General features: G+C 71.0%; 14 protein-coding genes. 12 read left to right on the forward strand and 2 right to left on the reverse strand.

The window, feature by feature from the left end:
• Positions 1-53: 53 nt before the first annotated feature.
• The 12 genes from AB0J16_RS06275 (at position 54) to AB0J16_RS06330 (ending at position 12,769) form a co-directional block, all read left to right on the forward strand.
• On the forward strand, positions 54-1,595 hold the full coding sequence (locus AB0J16_RS06275) for a sugar ABC transporter ATP-binding protein (RefSeq protein WP_358536133.1): 1,542 nt from the start codon (positions 54-56) through the stop codon (positions 1,593-1,595).
• Complete coding sequence (locus tag AB0J16_RS06280) at positions 1,588-2,598, forward strand: ABC transporter permease (protein ID WP_358535245.1); 1,011 nt, start codon at positions 1,588-1,590, stop codon at positions 2,596-2,598. The genes AB0J16_RS06275 and AB0J16_RS06280 overlap by 8 nt, the downstream gene beginning before the upstream one ends.
• A 50-nt stretch (positions 2,599-2,648) precedes the next feature.
• Positions 2,649-3,710 (forward strand): ABC transporter substrate-binding protein, encoded by a 1,062-nt coding sequence (locus tag AB0J16_RS06285; RefSeq protein ID WP_358535247.1) that lies wholly within the window; start codon positions 2,649-2,651, stop codon positions 3,708-3,710.
• On the forward strand, positions 3,707-4,879 hold the full coding sequence (locus AB0J16_RS06290; protein WP_358535249.1) for a Gfo/Idh/MocA family oxidoreductase: 1,173 nt from the start codon (positions 3,707-3,709) through the stop codon (positions 4,877-4,879). The genes AB0J16_RS06285 and AB0J16_RS06290 overlap by 4 nt, the downstream gene beginning before the upstream one ends.
• The gene (locus tag AB0J16_RS06295; RefSeq protein ID WP_358535251.1) at positions 4,876-5,883 is read left to right on the forward strand and encodes a sugar phosphate isomerase/epimerase family protein; all 1,008 of its coding nucleotides are present in this window, start codon (positions 4,876-4,878) and stop codon (positions 5,881-5,883) included. The genes AB0J16_RS06290 and AB0J16_RS06295 overlap by 4 nt, the downstream gene beginning before the upstream one ends.
• Before the next feature lie 83 nt (positions 5,884-5,966).
• Positions 5,967-7,118 (forward strand): inositol-3-phosphate synthase, encoded by a 1,152-nt coding sequence (locus AB0J16_RS06300; RefSeq protein WP_358535253.1) that lies wholly within the window; start codon positions 5,967-5,969, stop codon positions 7,116-7,118.
• Complete coding sequence (locus tag AB0J16_RS06305) at positions 7,115-7,963, forward strand: SCO3242 family prenyltransferase (RefSeq protein WP_358535255.1); 849 nt, start codon at positions 7,115-7,117, stop codon at positions 7,961-7,963. The genes AB0J16_RS06300 and AB0J16_RS06305 overlap by 4 nt, the downstream gene beginning before the upstream one ends.
• Positions 7,960-8,817, forward strand: a complete 858-nt coding sequence (locus tag AB0J16_RS06310) for a sugar phosphate isomerase/epimerase family protein (RefSeq protein ID WP_358535257.1) — start codon at positions 7,960-7,962, stop codon at positions 8,815-8,817. The genes AB0J16_RS06305 and AB0J16_RS06310 overlap by 4 nt, the downstream gene beginning before the upstream one ends.
• Positions 8,814-9,419, forward strand: a complete 606-nt coding sequence (locus AB0J16_RS06315; protein ID WP_358535259.1) for an EboA domain-containing protein — start codon at positions 8,814-8,816, stop codon at positions 9,417-9,419. The genes AB0J16_RS06310 and AB0J16_RS06315 overlap by 4 nt, the downstream gene beginning before the upstream one ends.
• Positions 9,419-10,270 (forward strand): TatD family hydrolase, encoded by an 852-nt coding sequence (locus AB0J16_RS06320; RefSeq protein WP_358535261.1) that lies wholly within the window; start codon positions 9,419-9,421, stop codon positions 10,268-10,270. The genes AB0J16_RS06315 and AB0J16_RS06320 overlap by 1 nt, the downstream gene beginning before the upstream one ends.
• Positions 10,270-11,388 (forward strand): metabolite traffic protein EboE, encoded by a 1,119-nt coding sequence (gene eboE, locus AB0J16_RS06325; protein ID WP_358535263.1) that lies wholly within the window; start codon positions 10,270-10,272, stop codon positions 11,386-11,388. Before AB0J16_RS06320 ends, eboE begins: the two co-directional genes overlap by 1 nt.
• Before the next feature lie 4 nt (positions 11,389-11,392).
• Complete coding sequence (locus AB0J16_RS06330; protein ID WP_358535265.1) at positions 11,393-12,769, forward strand: nucleotide pyrophosphatase/phosphodiesterase family protein; 1,377 nt, start codon at positions 11,393-11,395, stop codon at positions 12,767-12,769.
• 350 nt (positions 12,770-13,119) lie between these two features.
• Here the strand turns inward: AB0J16_RS06330 and AB0J16_RS06335 are convergent, their stop codons facing one another.
• Both AB0J16_RS06335 and AB0J16_RS06340 read right to left on the reverse strand, forming a co-directional pair.
• Entirely contained in the window at positions 13,120-13,953 is an 834-nt protein-coding gene (locus AB0J16_RS06335) for a hypothetical protein (protein ID WP_358535267.1), read from the reverse strand.
• Positions 13,954-14,085: 132 nt separating this feature from the next.
• Positions 14,086-15,483 carry a PLP-dependent aminotransferase family protein gene (locus AB0J16_RS06340; RefSeq protein WP_358535270.1) on the reverse strand — a complete coding sequence of 466 codons (1,398 nt, stop codon included), beginning with the start codon at positions 15,481-15,483 and terminating at the stop codon, positions 14,086-14,088.
• Between the last annotated feature and the right edge of the window lie 5 nt (positions 15,484-15,488).

Consider the following 15,488-nt stretch of genomic DNA (forward strand, 5'->3'; position numbering starts at 1 on the left):
CGAGGGAGGCCCCTGTGCCGCGGTCACCATCCGACTCGTCATCTCTGCTCGTGATGCGAGGAATCGTCAAGCAGTTCCCCGGCGTGCGCGCTCTGGACGGCGTGGACCTTGAGGTCAGAGCCGGTGAAGTGCACTGCCTGCTCGGCCAGAACGGCGCCGGGAAGTCCACGCTCATCAAGATCTTGTCCGGTGCCCACGAACCCGACGAGGGCGAGGTGCTGCTCGACGGCTCGCCCGTACGGCTGGCGCCGCCGACCGCGGCGATGGGCCACGGAATCGCCACCATCTACCAGGAACTCGATCTGGTGGACGGGTTGAGCGTGACGGAGAACATCTTCCTCGGCCACGAGATGGCGACCTTCGGATTCTCCCACCGGGCCGAGGCCGACCGGGCGACGGCCGAGCTGCTCAAGCGGCTGGGGCACAGCGAGATCCGCCCCCGCACCGAGGTGGGCTGGCTGTCGCCGGCGCACAAGCAGATCGTCAGCATGGCCAGGGCGCTGTCGCACTCGGCCCGGCTGATCATCATGGACGAGCCGTCGGCCGCGCTGGACCACGACGAGGTCGGCAACCTGTTCCGGGTGATCCGCGACCTCACCTCCCAGGGCGTGGCGGTGATCTACATCTCGCACCGGCTGGAGGAGATCCGCGAGATCGGCGACCGCGTCACCGTGTTGAAGGACGGGCGCACGGTCGCGGTGGGGCTGGCCGCCAAGGACACCCCGACCTCGAAGATCGTGGCGCTGATGACCGGCCGCAACGTCGAGTACGTGTTCCCGCCTCGGCCGGACAGGGGCGCCCACGAGGGGCGGCCCGAGGTGCTGCGGGTGGAGAACCTGACGCTGCCCGGCCGGTTCGCGGACGTGTCGTTCAGCATCAGGGCCGGGGAGATCGTCGGCCTGGCCGGCCTGGTCGGCTCCGGCCGCAGCGAGATCATCGAGGCGATCTACGGCGCGCGGCGGGCCAGCGGCCGGGTCGTGCTCGACGGGCAGGCGGTGCGGCCGGGCAGCACGACTCGCGCGGTGCGGATGGGCATGGGCCTGGCCCCCGAGGAACGCAAGGCGCAGGCGTTGCTGCTGGACCACTCCGTCGCGCAGAACATCACGCTGGCGAGCCTGAGCCGCTACACCAAGCCGCGGTGGCTGGGCTGGCTCGACCGCCAGACCGAGTTCGCCGAGGCCAAACGGCTGTCGGAGGCGCTGGACATCCGTCCGCCCGATCCGCGCCGGCCGATCAGGACCTTGTCGGGCGGCAACCAGCAGAAGGCGGTGCTGGGACGCTGGCTGGCCGAGGACCGCAAGCTGCTGTTGCTGGACGAGCCCACACGCGGTGTGGACGTCGGCGCCCGGGCCGAGCTGTACGCGCTGGTGCGCAAGCTGGCCGACGACGGCATCGGGGTGCTGCTGGTGTCCAGCGAGGTGCCCGAGGTGCTCGGCCTGGCCGACCGTGTGCTGGTCATCCGCGAGGGCCGGATCGTCCATGAGGCGCCGGCCGAGGACCTGGACGAGCACCGGGTGCTCGACCTGGTGATGGTCTCCACAGGACAACTGCCCGATGTGGCGAATCCCCCCTCTGAAGGAGCATTGCATGACTGAGGTTGATCAGGCCGCGCCTGCCGGCCCGCGCGTGAAGGCGGCGGGACCGGGCGGGCGGTTCGGCCGGCTGGGCGAGCTCCGACATCTGGGGCTGGTCGCGGCGCTGGTGCTACTGGCGATCGTGGGATTGGTGACGAGGCCGGAGAACTTCGCGACTTCCTCCAACCTGGTGAGCATCCTGGCGCTGGCCTCGACCATCGGGGTGATCACCGTCGGCATGACGTTCGTGATCATCGGTGGTGGCATCGATTTGTCGGTGGGCGCGCTGATGGCGTTGGCGTCGGTGTGGGCGACCACGCTGGCGACCCAGTCCTACGGGCCGGTCGTGATGATCGTGTGCGCGGTGGTCGTGGGCACCGGCGCGGGCCTGCTGAACGGAATCTTGATTGCCTACGGCCGGATGGTGCCGTTCATCGCGACGCTGGCGATGATGGTGGCCGGGCGCGGCCTGGCGCAGCGTATGTCGAACCAGCGCACGCAGCTCGTGCAGCAGGACAACTCGATGATCGTGAGCTTGTCGACCACGCGGGTGCTCGGGCTGCCGCTGCTGGTGTACGTATTCGCGCTGGTGGTGCTGCTCGGCTGGTTGGTGCTCAACCGCACGACGTTCGGCCGGCGCACCTACGCGGTGGGCGGCAACCCCGAGGCGGCCCGCCTGGCCGGCATCGACGTGCGTAAGCACACGCTGATGCTGTACGCCCTGTCGGGGCTGTGCTGCGGGATCGCCGCGGTGCTGATCATGGCCAGGACCACAACCGGGTCGTCCACGCACGGCGATCTGTACGAGCTGGACGCGATCGCCGCAGTGATCATCGGCGGGACGCTGCTGAGCGGCGGCCGGGGCACGATCATCGGATCGATCCTCGGCCTGCTGATCTTCACCGTGATCACCAACCTGTTCATCCTGAACGGCCTGAACACCGCCGACCAGCTCGTCGCCAAGGGCGCGATCATCGTCGCCGCCGTGCTGCTGCAGCGGCGAAGCCTCAAGACACACACCTGACACCAGGGCCGGATCGTAACCCCGACCGGTTTTAGCAAGGAGAGAAACATATGGACAAGAACGTCGCCCGGCGCGGCTTCCTCGTCAGCGGCGCCGCTCTCGGCGCGGGTGCCCTCCTCAGCGCCTGCACCAGCAACGAGCCGGCCGCCACCCAGCAGGCGAGCGCGCCCGCCGCCGCTCCCGCGGCCAAGGAGGGCAACGACGCCCCCGGTGACAAGGTCGTCATCGGCTTCTCGGCCCCGGCCGCCGACCACGGCTGGATCGCCGCCATCAGCAAGAACGCGGCGGACGCGGCCAAGCAGTACACCGACGTCGAGTTCAAGCCGGTCGAGCCGACCAACGACATCAACCAGCAGATCTCGGCGGTGGAGTCGCTGATCCAGGCGAAGGTCAACGTGCTGGTGATCCTGCCAAACGACGGCCAGCAGCTCAACCAGGTCGCCCGGCAGGCCATGGACGCGGGCATCCCGGTGGTCAACGTGGACCGCGTCTTCCCGGACAAGCTGTCGTACCGGGCCTGGATCGGAGGGGACAACTACGGCATGGGCGTGGCCGCCGGACACCAGATCGGCAAGACGCTGAAGGACAAGGGCGTCTCCAACCCGGTCATCCTGGAGATCCAGGGCATCGCCACGCTGCCGCTGACCCAGGACCGCAGCAAGGGATTCGCCGACGCCCTGAAGACGTACGGCTTCAAGGTGACCGCGCAACAGGACGCCAAGTTCACGGTGGAGTCCGGAACGCAGGTGGCCGCCAACCTGCTCCAAGCGCACAAGAAGATCGACGCGATCTGGAATCACGACGACGACCAGGGCATCGGCGTGCTGGCGGCGATCAAGGAGGCCGGTCGCAACGAGTTCTTCATGGTCGGCGGCGCGGGCTCGGCCAACGCGATGCGTGACATCCAGGCCGACAGCGGCGTGCTGAAGGCCACCGTCACCTATCCCCCCACCATGGCCGCCTCGGCGATCAAGATCGCCCGGCTGATCGCCCAGGACAAGGGCATGAGCGACCTGCTGGAGCAGCAGGTGCCGCAGTCGATCACACTGGCTTCGGAGACCATCACCAAGGACAACGCCGCCAAGTACATGCCTCTCGGGTTCGAGTCATGAGGCCCGTCATCGGGATCGGCATGGTCGGCTACGCCTTCATGGGCCGTACCCACTCCCAGGCGTGGCGCAGCGTGGACGCGTTCTTCGACCTGCCGGTCAAACCCGCGATGGTGGCCGTGGCCGGCAGATCCGCCGAGGCGACCGCGCAGGCCGCCGAGAAGCTGGGGTGGGCCTGCGCGGAGACCGACTGGAAGCGCCTCCTCGACCGCGACGACGTGCAGATCGTCGACATCTGCACGCCCGGCGACTCGCACGCCGAGATCGCCGTCGCGGCGCTGGCGGCCGGTAAGCACGTCCTGTGCGAGAAGCCGCTGGCCAACACCGTGGCCGAGGCCGAGGCCATGGCCACGGCGGCGAAGGAGGCGGCGGCGCGCGGCGTGCGCAGCATGGTCGCCTTCAACTACCGCCGCGTGCCCGCCGTGGCGCTGGCCAGGCGGTTCGTCGAAGAGGGCAGGGTCGGTGAGATCCGGCACGTACGGGCGCAGTATTTGCAGGACTGGATCGTCGACCCGGAGTTCCCCCTGGTGTGGCGGCTCCAGAAGGACAAGGCCGGATCCGGGGCCCTCGGCGACATCGGCGCCCACATCATCGACGCCGCCGAGTTCATCACCGGTGAGCGGCTGACCGGGGTGGCGGCGCTGACCGAGACCTTCGTCAAGGAGCGTCCTCTGGCGGCCGGCTCGTCCGGGCTCTCGGCCGGCGGCGGGACCGGTAGGGGCGCGGTCACCGTGGACGACGCGGCGCTGTTCATCGCACGGCTCAGCGGCGGCGGACTGGCCTCCTTCGAGGCCACCCGCTTCGCGACCGGGCGCAAGAACGCGCTGCGTATCGAGATCAACGGAGCCCTGGGCAGCCTGGCCTTCGACTTCGAGGCGATGAACGACCTGTGGTTCCACGACCACACCGTCGACAGCGCCGAGCACGGATTCCGGCGCGTGCAGGTCACCGAGCCGGACCACCCGTACGCAGGGGCGTGGTGGCCGCCGGGCCACGGCCTCGGGTACGAGCACGCCTTCGTCCACGAGGCGAAGGACTTCCTGGAGGCGATCGCCGCCGGCACCGACCCCGCACCGTCGTTCGAGGACGGCCTGCGGGTGCAGCGGGTGCTGGCGGCCGTCGAGCAGAGCGCGGCTGAGGGCAGCCGCTTCACGACTGTGGAGGGTTCATGACGAGACCGGTCACGTTGTTCACCGGGCAGTGGGCGGACCTGCCCTTCGAGGAGGTCTGCCGGCTGGCCTCGGAATGGGGCTACGACGGCCTGGAGATCGCCTGCTGGGGCGACCACTTCGAGGTCGACAAGGCTCTCGCGGACGACTCCTACATCGAACGCAAGAAGGAGACCCTGGCCAAGTACAACCTCGGGGTGTGGACGATCTCCCACCACCTGGTCGGCCAGGCGGTCTGCGACCATCCCATCGACGAGCGCCACAAGGGCATCCTGCCCGCCCGCATCTGGGGCGACGGCGAACCCGAAGGCGTACGGCGGCGCGCCGCCGAAGAGATCAAGGACACCGCCCGCGCGGCGGCCGCTCTCGGCGTCACGACCGTCGTAGGCTTCACCGGCTCGTCGATCTGGCACACGCTGGCGATGTTCCCGCCGGTGCCCCCGTCGATGATCGAGGCGGGGTACGCCGACTTCGCCGACCGATGGAACCCGATCCTCGACGTCTTCGACGAGGTGGGGGTGCGCTTCGCCCACGAGGTGCACCCCAGCGAGATCGCCTACGACTACCACACCACGGTGCGCACGCTGGAGGCCATCGGGCACCGGCCCGCCTTCGGCCTGAACTGGGACCCCTCGCACATGGTGTGGCAGGACCTGGACCCGGCGAACTTCATCCTCGACTTCGCCGACCGGATCTACCACGTGGACTGCAAGGACGCCCGGGTGGCCACCCGCGACGGACGGCGCGGCCGCCTGTCTTCCCACCTGGCCTGGGCCGACCCCCGGCGCGGCTGGGACTTCGTGTCCACCGGCCGGGGCGACGTGCCGTGGGAGGCATGCTTCCGCGCGCTCAACCACATCGGGTACGACGGCCCGATCTCCATCGAGTGGGAGGACGCGGGCATGGACCGGCTGCACGGCGCGCCGGAGTCCCTCGCCTACATCCGCTCGCTCAACGCCATCACCCCACCGGCCGCGGCCTTCGATGCCGCCTTCTCCTCTGAGTGACACATCACCCCGGGGCGGGCGGCCGCACAAGTGGCCTCCGCCCCGGGCGAGCTGACCCGGAGAACGATCGTGAGAGGAGACAGATGAGAACCGGAGTATGGCTGATCGGAGCACGAGGATCGGTCGCGGTCACCAGCATGCTCGGGGCGCTGGCGGTGCGGGCGGGACTGGCCGACCCGACCGGATGCGTCCTGGAGACGCCCGGACTGCACAGTGACGTCCTGCCCGGCATAGGGGAGCTGGTCTTCGGCGGCCACGACATCTCCTCGATCCCCCTGGGCAAGAAGGCCGCCGCGCTGGCCGAGGCGGGAATCGTCCCCGCGCGGCTGGCCGAGGCGGTGCGGGACGCGCTGTCCGAGGTCGAGCAGGACGTACGGCCTCTGCCGGTCCGCGACGCCCAAGCCGAGGTCGCCGACGCTATCGGCGCCGACCTGGACCGCTTCCGCCGGCGGCACCAGCTGGACCGCGTCGTCGTGATCAACGTGTCGACCACCGAACCGGCGCCACGACCACATCCCGCCCACGTCGATCTCGACGTGTTGCGGGCCGCGCTGGACGGCCCGGAGCCCGTCCTGCCGCCCAGCGCCCTGGCCGCCTACGCCGCCCTTCTGGCCGGCTGCCCGTACGTCGACTTCACGCCCTCCACCGGCGCCCGCCTGCCGGCACTCGACACTCTGGCCCGCAGACAGGGCCTCCCGTACGCGGGCCACGACGGCAAGACCGGTGAGACCCTGGTCAAGTCGGTGCTCGCCCCGATGTTCGCCGTGCGCAACCTGAAGGTTCGCACCTGGTCCGGGATCAACCTGCTGGGCGGCGGCGACGGCGCGAACCTGGCCGAGCCGGCCGCCAACGCGGCCAAGTCCGCCAGCAAACAACGCGTGCTCCCCGAGACGCTCGGCTACGCCCCGCAGGGTGACACCCGGATCGATTTCGTCGAGGACCTCGACGACTTCAAGACCGCCTGGGACCTGATCTCCTTCGAAGGCTTCCTCGGAACCCGCATGCGCATGGAGTTCACCTGGCACGGCTGCGACTCGGCGCTGGCCGCGCCGCTGATCCTGGACCTGGCGCGGCTGACCGCGGCCGCTCATCGGGCCGGGCGCACGGGCCCGCTCACCGAACTGGCCTTCTTCTTCAAGGACCCCCTCGGAGAGGTGCCGCATGGGCTGGCGGAGCAGTGGCAGGCGTTGCGGGCCGCCGTGGACGCGCTTGGACCGCGGGGGAGGGAGCGGTGACGGCGCTGCGCGATCTGATCGACCTGGTGCGGGCACCGGCCGCGCTGTCGGTACCCGGCGACGTGATCGCCGGGGCGGCCGCCGGTGGGGCGCTCGGCCGCCGTACCGTCGGGCTGGCCTGCTCCTCGGTCTTGCTGTACTGGGCGGGAATGGCGGCCAACGACTGGGCCGACCGGCATATCGACGCGGTCGAGCGCCCGGAGCGCCCCATTCCCTCGGGCCGCGTGCCGGCCGGCGCGGCCCTCGGCACGGCGGTGGGGCTCACCGTGGCCGGGCTCGCCGTGGCCGGGGTCGCGGGCGGCCGGCGCGCCCTGGCGGTCACCGCCCCCTTGGCGGCCGCCATCTGGGCATACGACGTGGCGGTCAAGAACACAGCCGCCGGTCCGCTGACGATGGCGCTCTGCCGCGGCCTCGACGTGCTGCTGGGCGCCACCGCAGGCTCCCGCCCCGCTGCCGCGATGCCTTCCGCGCTCACCATCGCCGCTCACACGTACCTGCTCACGGCGCTCTCGCACAAAGAGGTGTCGGGGGCGGATCCGCGCCTGCCCGCGGCGACCCTGGCCGGCACCGTCGCCCTCGCAGCCGCCACCACCAGTGGCTCCGCGGGACCGGTGCGGCCGGCCCTCGCCGGCTTGTACGCCGCGCAGTTCGGCCTCCCGCAGGCGCGCGCCGTCGCCGACCCCTCCGCGCGGCGCGTCCGTGACGCGGTCAGCGCGGGCATCGTCAGCCTGCCGGCCCTCCAGGGAGCCCTCGCCGCGCGCGGCGGCGCCCCCCGTCTCGGCCTCGCCCTCGCGGCGACGATCCCGCCGGCCCGCCTCTTGGTCAGAAAGATCTCCGCGACATGAGGTTCGGCTACGGCACCAACGGCTTCGCCAATCACCGGCTGCCGGACGCCCTCGACGTCATCGCCGGCCTCGGCTACGAGGGAGTGGCCCTGACGCTTGACCACTGCCACCTCGACCCGTACGCCGACGGGCTGGGACGGCGCGTGGCACAGGTCGCCGACAGGCTGCGCGACCTCGATCTGGCGGTGGTCGTCGAGACCGGTGCGCGTTACCTGCTCGATCCGCGGCGCAAGCACGCCCCGACATTGCTGGACGACGACCGGGACCGGCGGGTGGACTTCCTGTGCCGCGCCGTCGCGATCGGCGCCGACCTCGGGGCCGAGGCGGTGTCATTCTGGTCCGGCGTACGCCCCGCCGGGATCGACCCGGCCGCCGCCTGGGACCGGCTGGCCGACGGCTGCGGGCGGGTTCTCGACGCCGCGCAGGGCGCCGGCGTGCCGCTGGGATTCGAACCCGAGCCGGGGATGCTCATCGAGACGATCGCCGGCTGGCGGACGCTGCACGAGGCACTTGGGTCTCCGGACGGCTTCGGCATCACCCTGGACATCGGGCACTGCCGCTGCAACGAGCCCGACCCCGTTCCCCACTGCGTCGCGGCCGTCGCCGGGCACCTGGTCAACGTCCAGATCGACGACATGCGGCGGGGCGCACACGAACATCTGGAGTTCGGCGAAGGGGAGATCGACTTCCCGCCGGTGCTGCGCGCGCTCACCGACGCCGGCTACCGGGGCCTGGTCGCGGTCGAGCTTCCCCGCCACTCCCACGCAGCGCCGGCCGTGGCCGCACGTTCGATCGAATTCCTGCGCGGAGCCGAACAGGCGGCCAGGTGTCATGGAGAAGGAAGAACGGCGTGACGCGACCGGAGCGGCTGCGAGCCGCGCTGCGGGAAACCCCGCGAGGAGAATGGGTGGACGCCGCTCTCACCACGGCGAGTGAGCGACCCGAGACGATCGGCCGATCCTTCACCCAGGCCGGACGGCGGGCCGGGCGCACACCGCTGCCCGATGTGCCCGGCTGGACGGCGGACGAGGCGGCCAGGGCACTGCTGCTGGCCGCGCTGCCGGCGGACCGGACCCAGACCGAGATCGGCGACCTCTACCGCTACGGCGACGCCGACGAGAAGCGGGCCGTGCTCAAGGCACTGCCGATGCTCGCCGTCGGTGCGGCCGGGCTGCCGCTGCTGCACGACGCGATCCGCACGAATGACGCCCGCCTCCTGGCCGCGGCCCTCGGGCCGTACGCCCGCCACCTCGACCAGGCCGCCTGGCGGCAGGGGGTGCTCAAGTGCGTGTTCACGGGCGTGCCGCTTACTGCGGTCGACGGGTTGGACGAGCGGGCCGACCGTGAGCTGGCGGCCATGCTGGCCGCCTTCGCCGACGAGCGTGCCGCCGCGGGACGCCCCATGCCCGCGGACGCCGCCACCCTGCTCGACCGTCTGACCCGTGAGGAGCCCTGATGCGTATCTTCGACCCGCACATTCACATGACATCGCGCACCACCGACGACTATGCGCGGATGGCCGCCGCCGGTGTCCGGGCCGTCGTGGAGCCGGCCTTCTGGCTGGGGCAGCCTCGCACCGCCCCCGGCTCGTTCGCCGACTACTTCGACTCACTGATCGGCTGGGAGCCGTACCGGGCCGCCCAGTTCGGCGTCGTCCACCACGCGACGATCGCGCTGAACCCCAAGGAGGCGAACGACCCGCGCTGCCGCCCCGTGCTTGACCTGTTGCCGCGTTACCTGGACAAGGACCGGGTCGTCGCGGTCGGCGAGATCGGCTACGACTCGATGACCCCGGAGGAGGACGACGCCTTCGAGCGGCAGCTCGACCTCGCCGTCGGGCACGACCTGCCCGCGCTCGTCCACACCCCCCACCGTGACAAGGCCGGCGGCACCCGGCGCACGCTGGAGGTCGTCGCCGCTTCCGGGATCGCGCCCGGGCGGGTCGCCGTCGATCACCTCAACGAGGTCACCGCCGGCATCGTGCGCGACTCCGGATGCTGGATGGCCTTCTCCATCTACCCCGAGACGAAGATGTCGCCGCCGCGCATGGTGGAGATCCTCCGGCGGTACGGCCTGGACCGGATGCTGGTCAACTCCGCCGCCGACTGGGGCGTCTCGGACCCGCTGCTCACCCTGGAGACCGGGAGGGCCATGCTGGCCGCCGGATTCACCGAGGACGACGTCGACCGGGTGCTGTGGCGCAACCCCGTGGAGTTCTACAGCCAGTCCGGGCGTCTCGACCTGACCGGCACCGGCGCGGACCAGACGACCTTCGCCGGCAGCTCCATCAAGCGCGGAGGCAGCTGATGCGGCTGCGCCACCGGGGGGGAATCCCGCTGCACCTTGGCTACTGCACCAACGTGCACGCGGCCGAGGATCTTGAGGGCATCATCGCCCAGCTCGACGTTTACGCGGTCCCGATCCGCGCCCGCCTCGGCACGGACGTCCTGGGGCTCGGGCTCTGGCTGGCCGCGCCCGTCGCCGCCGCCATGGCGGCCGACCCCGCCCTGCGGGCCAGGCTCCGCCGTGAGCTGTCCGTACGAGGGCTGGAGGTGGTCACGCTCAACGGCTTCCCCTACCGTTCCTTCCAGGACCCAGTCGTCAAGCACGCCGTCTACCATCCCGACTGGACCACCAAGGACCGCCTGTCGTACACCCTGGACCTGGCGCTCGTCCTCGCGGACCTGCTCCCCGGCGACGTGGCCCGTGGGTCGGTCTCGACGCTGCCGCTCGCCTGGCGCGATCCCTGGGACACCCAGATGGCCGACCTCGCCGCACGCCGGCTCGACCGGCTGGCCGCCGGGCTGGCCACCGTCGAGTCCGCCACCGGGCGGGTGATCCGGGTGGGATTCGAACCCGAACCCGGCTGCGTCGTGGAGACGACGGGCCAGGCGGTGGCCCGGCTCGCCGATGTCGACCGCGACCGGCTCGGCATCTGCCTGGACCTCGCTCACCTGGCCTGCGCCTGGGAAGAGCCTGCCGACGCGCTGAAGGAGCTGAGAAGGGCCGGCCTGCCCGTCGTCAAGGTCCAGCTCTCCGCCGCCCTGGAGAGCGCGGACCCGGACACCCTGCGCGAGTACGCCGAGCCGCGCTTCCTGCATCAGACGCGCAACCCCGCGGGTGACACCGCCGACGACCTCGACGAGGCCTTCGAGCAGATGCTGCCCGGGCCGTGGCGGGTCCATTATCACGTTCCACTCCACGTCTCACCGCCTGCGCCGCTGGCCACGACCATCCCCGTGATGCGTGCGGCGCTCGCGGAGCTCCTCGGCGGGCCGCGGCCTGTCTGCGACCACTTCGAGGTGGAGACCTATACCTGGGGGGTGCTGCCGCCCGCCCTGCGTCCACGGACCCCCGGACAGCTCGCCGCGGGCATCGCCGGCGAGCTGGACTTCGCCCGTACCGAGTTGCGTTCGTGGGAGTGAGAACATGACATCGTTGCTGGTTCTTGACGTGGTGGGGCTGACCCCGCGACTGCTCGCGCATATGCCGCGACTCCGGGCCGTCGCCGCGGACGGCTTCCAGGCCGAACTCGGCACCGTCCTGCCCGCCGTCACCTGCTCGGTGCAGTCCACGTTCCTCACCGGTGCCCCGCCGGCCGATCACGGTGTCGTCGGCAACGGCTGGTATTTCCGCGACCTCGGCGAGGTCCTGCTGTGGCGCCAGCACAACGCCCTCGTCGGCGGGGAGAAGGTGTGGCAGTCCGCCCGGCGCGAGCGGCCCGGCCTCACGGTGGCCAACGTGTGCTGGTGGTACGCGATGGGCGCCGACGTCGACTGGACGGTCACCCCCCGGCCGATCTATTACGCCGACGGGCGCAAGGAGGCCGACTGCTACACCGACCCCCCGGAGCTGCACGACGAGCTGACCGCGGCGCTCGGCACCTTCCCGCTGTTCACCTACTGGGGCCCGGGAGCGGGCATCGCCTCATCGGCCTGGATCTGCCGTGCCACCCAGCACGTCATGACCGCGTACAACCCTGACCTGACGCTGGCCTACGTCCCCCACCTCGACTACGACCTGCAGCGGTACGGCCCGTCCGACCCCCGCGCCGCCGCTGCGGCCGCCGAGCTCGACACCGTGCTGACACCGCTGCTCGACGCCGCGGCGACGCAGGAAAGGACGGTCGTCTGCGTGTCGGAGTACGGCATCACCGACGTCCGCCGCCCCGTCGACGTCAACCGGATGCTCCGTGCGGAAGGGCTCCTGCGTGTCCACACCCAGGACGGCATGGAATACCTCGACCCGTGGACATCGCGCGCGTTCGCCGTCGCCGACCACCAGGTGGCGCACCTCTACATATCCGACCCCGCCGACGTGCCGGCCGTCGCCGGACTCTGCGCGTCCCTGCCCGGCGTCGCCGAGGTGCTGGACGAAAGCGGAAAGAAGGCGCACGGCCTGGACCACCCCCGCTCCGGTGAACTGGTCCTGCTCGCCGAGCCGGAGGCGTGGTTCACCTACTACTACTGGCTCGACGACGCCCGCGCGCCCGACTTCGCCCGCCTCGTCGACATCCATCGCAAGCCCGGCTACGACCCCGCCGAGCTCTTCTTCGACCCCGCGCACCCCGGTGCCGCCAAGCGCAGGGCCGGCGTGGCACTGCTGCGCAAGAAGCTCGGCCTGCGCTACCTCATGAACGTCATCGGCCTCGACCAGGGCGCCCGCGCCGTACGCGGCTCACATGGGCTGCTTCCCACCGATTCCGCCGACGCGCCGGTGCTGCTCTGCTCCGACCCATCCGCCGCCAGGGAACGATTCGAGGCAACAGAAGTCAAGAACCTGCTGCTCCGCCTGGCACTTGGGTGATCCCGCTGAAGAAGGAGCCGCTTGGCGGAGGCACCGCCCAAGCAGAGGTGAGGACATGGCAGAATCTGCGGCCGGGAGACGCGCTGGCCGGGGCGGGAATGGCAGCTGGTATTTCGCTGTCCTGGTCGTGGAGGCGTCCGGTCGGCGGGAGCGGGTTCGGCGGAGTGGGTTCGCGAGTGCTGAGACGGCGCGACCTGCGGGCCGCGAGTTGCCTGCGGCTGAGGAAGAGGGGCCGCTTGCCGCTGGAAGCACGTAGCGGCACGGGTCGGTGATAACGCCGTCCTTGACCAGCACGACATGGCGCAGGGCGAGGGACTCGGTGTTCACGAACTGCTCCATCTCCTCCAACGTCAGCAGGTGGCCGATGGAGATGGGTCGCGCTGGTACCGTCGCGGCTGCTTATTCATCGCGCGCTCACCGCAGGCGGCGTATATGCGTGCGCTCACGGTCAGCAGTTCGGCTGAGCCGCGGACGCTCGTGGTCGGCCAGGCGGCGCGGGCCTCATCGAGTGCGATCTTGCCTGCGGCGAGGAAAGAGGGGGTGCTACGGCCGAGGCGGACCATGGCGTGGCCGGTCCATTTTCCGATTTCGGCAGCGGCTAAGTAGGCGATGTACGGTGGTTTCTCGCCGTCGCCGGCACGTTCGAGCAGGTTCCAGGCGGCGCCGAGGTCGGCTTGAGAGGCGCGGGTGTCGCTGAGGTAGGCGTAGTGGTGGGCGCGTACGGCGTGTAGCCAGGACCGGACGGCGGGGTGCGCTTGGGTGCCGGCCAGGTGAAGCGCGCCGTCGGCGAGGGTGAAGGCGCGGCGGTAGTGCCCTTGGTCGGCGAGAATGCGGCTCATCTGTCCGAGCAGGTTGGTGCAGGACGACAGGTCGCCTGCCTGCCGGGCGTAGGTGGCGGCGTCGCGGTAGTGCGCGGCCGCGTCTTCCGCCATGCCCAGGTCGTAGGTAAGGAAGCCCACGAAACCGCCGGTATCGGCCGCGAGTGCGGCGATCTGCTGCCTTTCGGCTGTGGTCCGTGCGGGGGCGAGCCAGGCGACGATGTGCCGGTGGTGTTCGACTGCTTGCGCGTAGACGGCACTCGCCCCGCACAGGTTGTCAAGACGGCCGTGGGCGACCCTGAGAGCGATATGGGCGTCCATCAGCTCGCGGCCGCCGGCCCGGGTCGTGCCCAGTCGCATGGCCATGGCAGCGCTCACCGCCCCACTTGTCCAGCGCGGGAGGCGATCAGGGCGTTCGCCGGCGAGGATCTGGGCGCGGCGGTCTTATATCCGGAGGACGACGCGTTCCTGGTCGACAGAAAGCGGGACCGTGGAGCATTACGAGGTGTTCGCCAGCGCCTGAGCCAGCCGCCGCACCCCTTCGGCCAGCTCCGCCAGATGGGCGGCCGCGATGTGCGTGACGCGCAGGCGGGGTCCCGGCGGCTCCGATGGGTAATGGATCCTGCCGGGGCTCACCAGCACACCGTTGCGTTTCGCGGCCTCGACCAGGGCGTTCTCGTCGGTTTCCGGTGGCAGGCGTACCCACAGGTGCATGCCGCCCTTCGGCAGCAGATGCAGCTCGGCGGTGGGCAGCCGCATGGCCAGCTCAGTGGCGAGCGCGTCGCGGCGGACCAGGATCTCGCCCCGTACGTTCGCCAAATGCCGGCGCCAGCCGGGCGACTCGACGAACTCCAGAACGGTCTCCTGCAGCGGACGCGCCACGAAGAACGACTCCACCAGCTGGCTGGCCCGCAGCCGATGGGAGGCCGGACCGCGCGCGATGACGGCCGCGACCCGCGCGCTCGGTGACAGGATCTTGGTGAGCGAGCAGATGTAGACGACCGTGCCGTGCGTATCCATCGACACCATCGGCGGCGGCGTCCGGTCACTGAGGTAACGCGCGTAGTCGTCCTCGATCACGAACGCGCCCGCCGCTCTGGCCACCTGGAGCACCTGTTCCCGGCGCTCGTGGGTGAGGGTGGCGCCGGTCGGGTTCTGCAGGGTGGGCTGGCAGAGGAACACCCGCGCGCCGGTGACGGCGAACGCCTCGGCCAGCAGATCGGGCCGTACGCCGTCCTGGTCCATCGGCACGGCCGTCGCCCGCAGCCCCGCCGCCCTTGCCGCGGCCAGCGCGCCCGGGTAGGTCGGCGTCTCGACCAGGACCGGCGTCCCCGGGGCGGCGAGCGCCCTGAAGGCGTGCGTGAGCGCGGCCTGCCCGCCGCTGACGATCAGCGCGTCGGCCGCGGTCACCTCGCCCCCAGCCTGCGTCGCGAACCACCTGCGCAGCTCCGCCAGCCCGCTCAGCGGCGGCATCGCCCACGCCCCCGGCCTGCGCACCGCCCGCCCCGCCGCGGCGGCCAGCTGCTTGTCGGGCCTGAGGCCGGGGTTGAGGTAGCCGCCGGTGAGCGGGATGACGCCTTCGGGCGGCGGGGTCAGCAGCCCGGTCACCGGGCTCTCGTCGACCACCCGATCGCCCAGGGCGACGGTCTGCCAGGAGAAGTCCGGCGGCTCGTTGGGTTTTGCAGGCGGTTGGGCGATGAACGCCCCGATGCCCGGCTTGGTGACCACCCGGCCCTCGGCCGCCAGCTGCCCGATGGCCCGCGAGACCGTCACGGGGCTGACGTTGTGGCGGCGCATGAGCTCTCTGGAGGAGGGGAGACGGTCTCCCGGCCGCAGACGGCTGAGCTCTTGGCGCAGGATCGCGGTGATTTGGGCGATACTGCTATCCTGTTCCATGACGG

This window comes from Nonomuraea sp. NPDC049750 (genome assembly GCF_040659625.1).
GTDB lineage: Bacteria > Actinomycetota > Actinomycetes > Streptosporangiales > Streptosporangiaceae > Nonomuraea.

Excerpts from the sequence above, each read along its gene's own strand:
- eboE (WP_358535263.1), top strand. The coding sequence starts at position 10,270 with ATGCGGCTGCGCCACCGGGGGGGAATCCCGCTGCACCTTGGCTACTGC.
- AB0J16_RS06340 (WP_358535270.1), bottom strand. The coding sequence starts at position 15,483 with ATGGAACAGGATAGCAGTATCGCCCAAATCACCGCGATCCTGCGCCAA.
- AB0J16_RS06320 (WP_358535261.1), top strand. The coding sequence starts at position 9,419 with ATGCGTATCTTCGACCCGCACATTCACATGACATCGCGCACCACCGAC.
- AB0J16_RS06275 (WP_358536133.1), top strand. The coding sequence starts at position 54 with ATGCGAGGAATCGTCAAGCAGTTCCCCGGCGTGCGCGCTCTGGACGGC.
- AB0J16_RS06295 (WP_358535251.1), top strand. The coding sequence starts at position 4,876 with ATGACGAGACCGGTCACGTTGTTCACCGGGCAGTGGGCGGACCTGCCC.
- AB0J16_RS06310 (WP_358535257.1), top strand. The coding sequence starts at position 7,960 with ATGAGGTTCGGCTACGGCACCAACGGCTTCGCCAATCACCGGCTGCCG.
- AB0J16_RS06330 (WP_358535265.1), top strand. The coding sequence starts at position 11,393 with ATGACATCGTTGCTGGTTCTTGACGTGGTGGGGCTGACCCCGCGACTG.
- AB0J16_RS06300 (WP_358535253.1), top strand. The coding sequence starts at position 5,967 with ATGAGAACCGGAGTATGGCTGATCGGAGCACGAGGATCGGTCGCGGTC.
- AB0J16_RS06280 (WP_358535245.1), top strand. The coding sequence starts at position 1,588 with ATGACTGAGGTTGATCAGGCCGCGCCTGCCGGCCCGCGCGTGAAGGCG.
- AB0J16_RS06290 (WP_358535249.1), top strand. The coding sequence starts at position 3,707 with ATGAGGCCCGTCATCGGGATCGGCATGGTCGGCTACGCCTTCATGGGC.
- AB0J16_RS06285 (WP_358535247.1), top strand. The coding sequence starts at position 2,649 with ATGGACAAGAACGTCGCCCGGCGCGGCTTCCTCGTCAGCGGCGCCGCT.
- AB0J16_RS06335 (WP_358535267.1), bottom strand. The coding sequence starts at position 13,953 with ATGGCCATGCGACTGGGCACGACCCGGGCCGGCGGCCGCGAGCTGATG.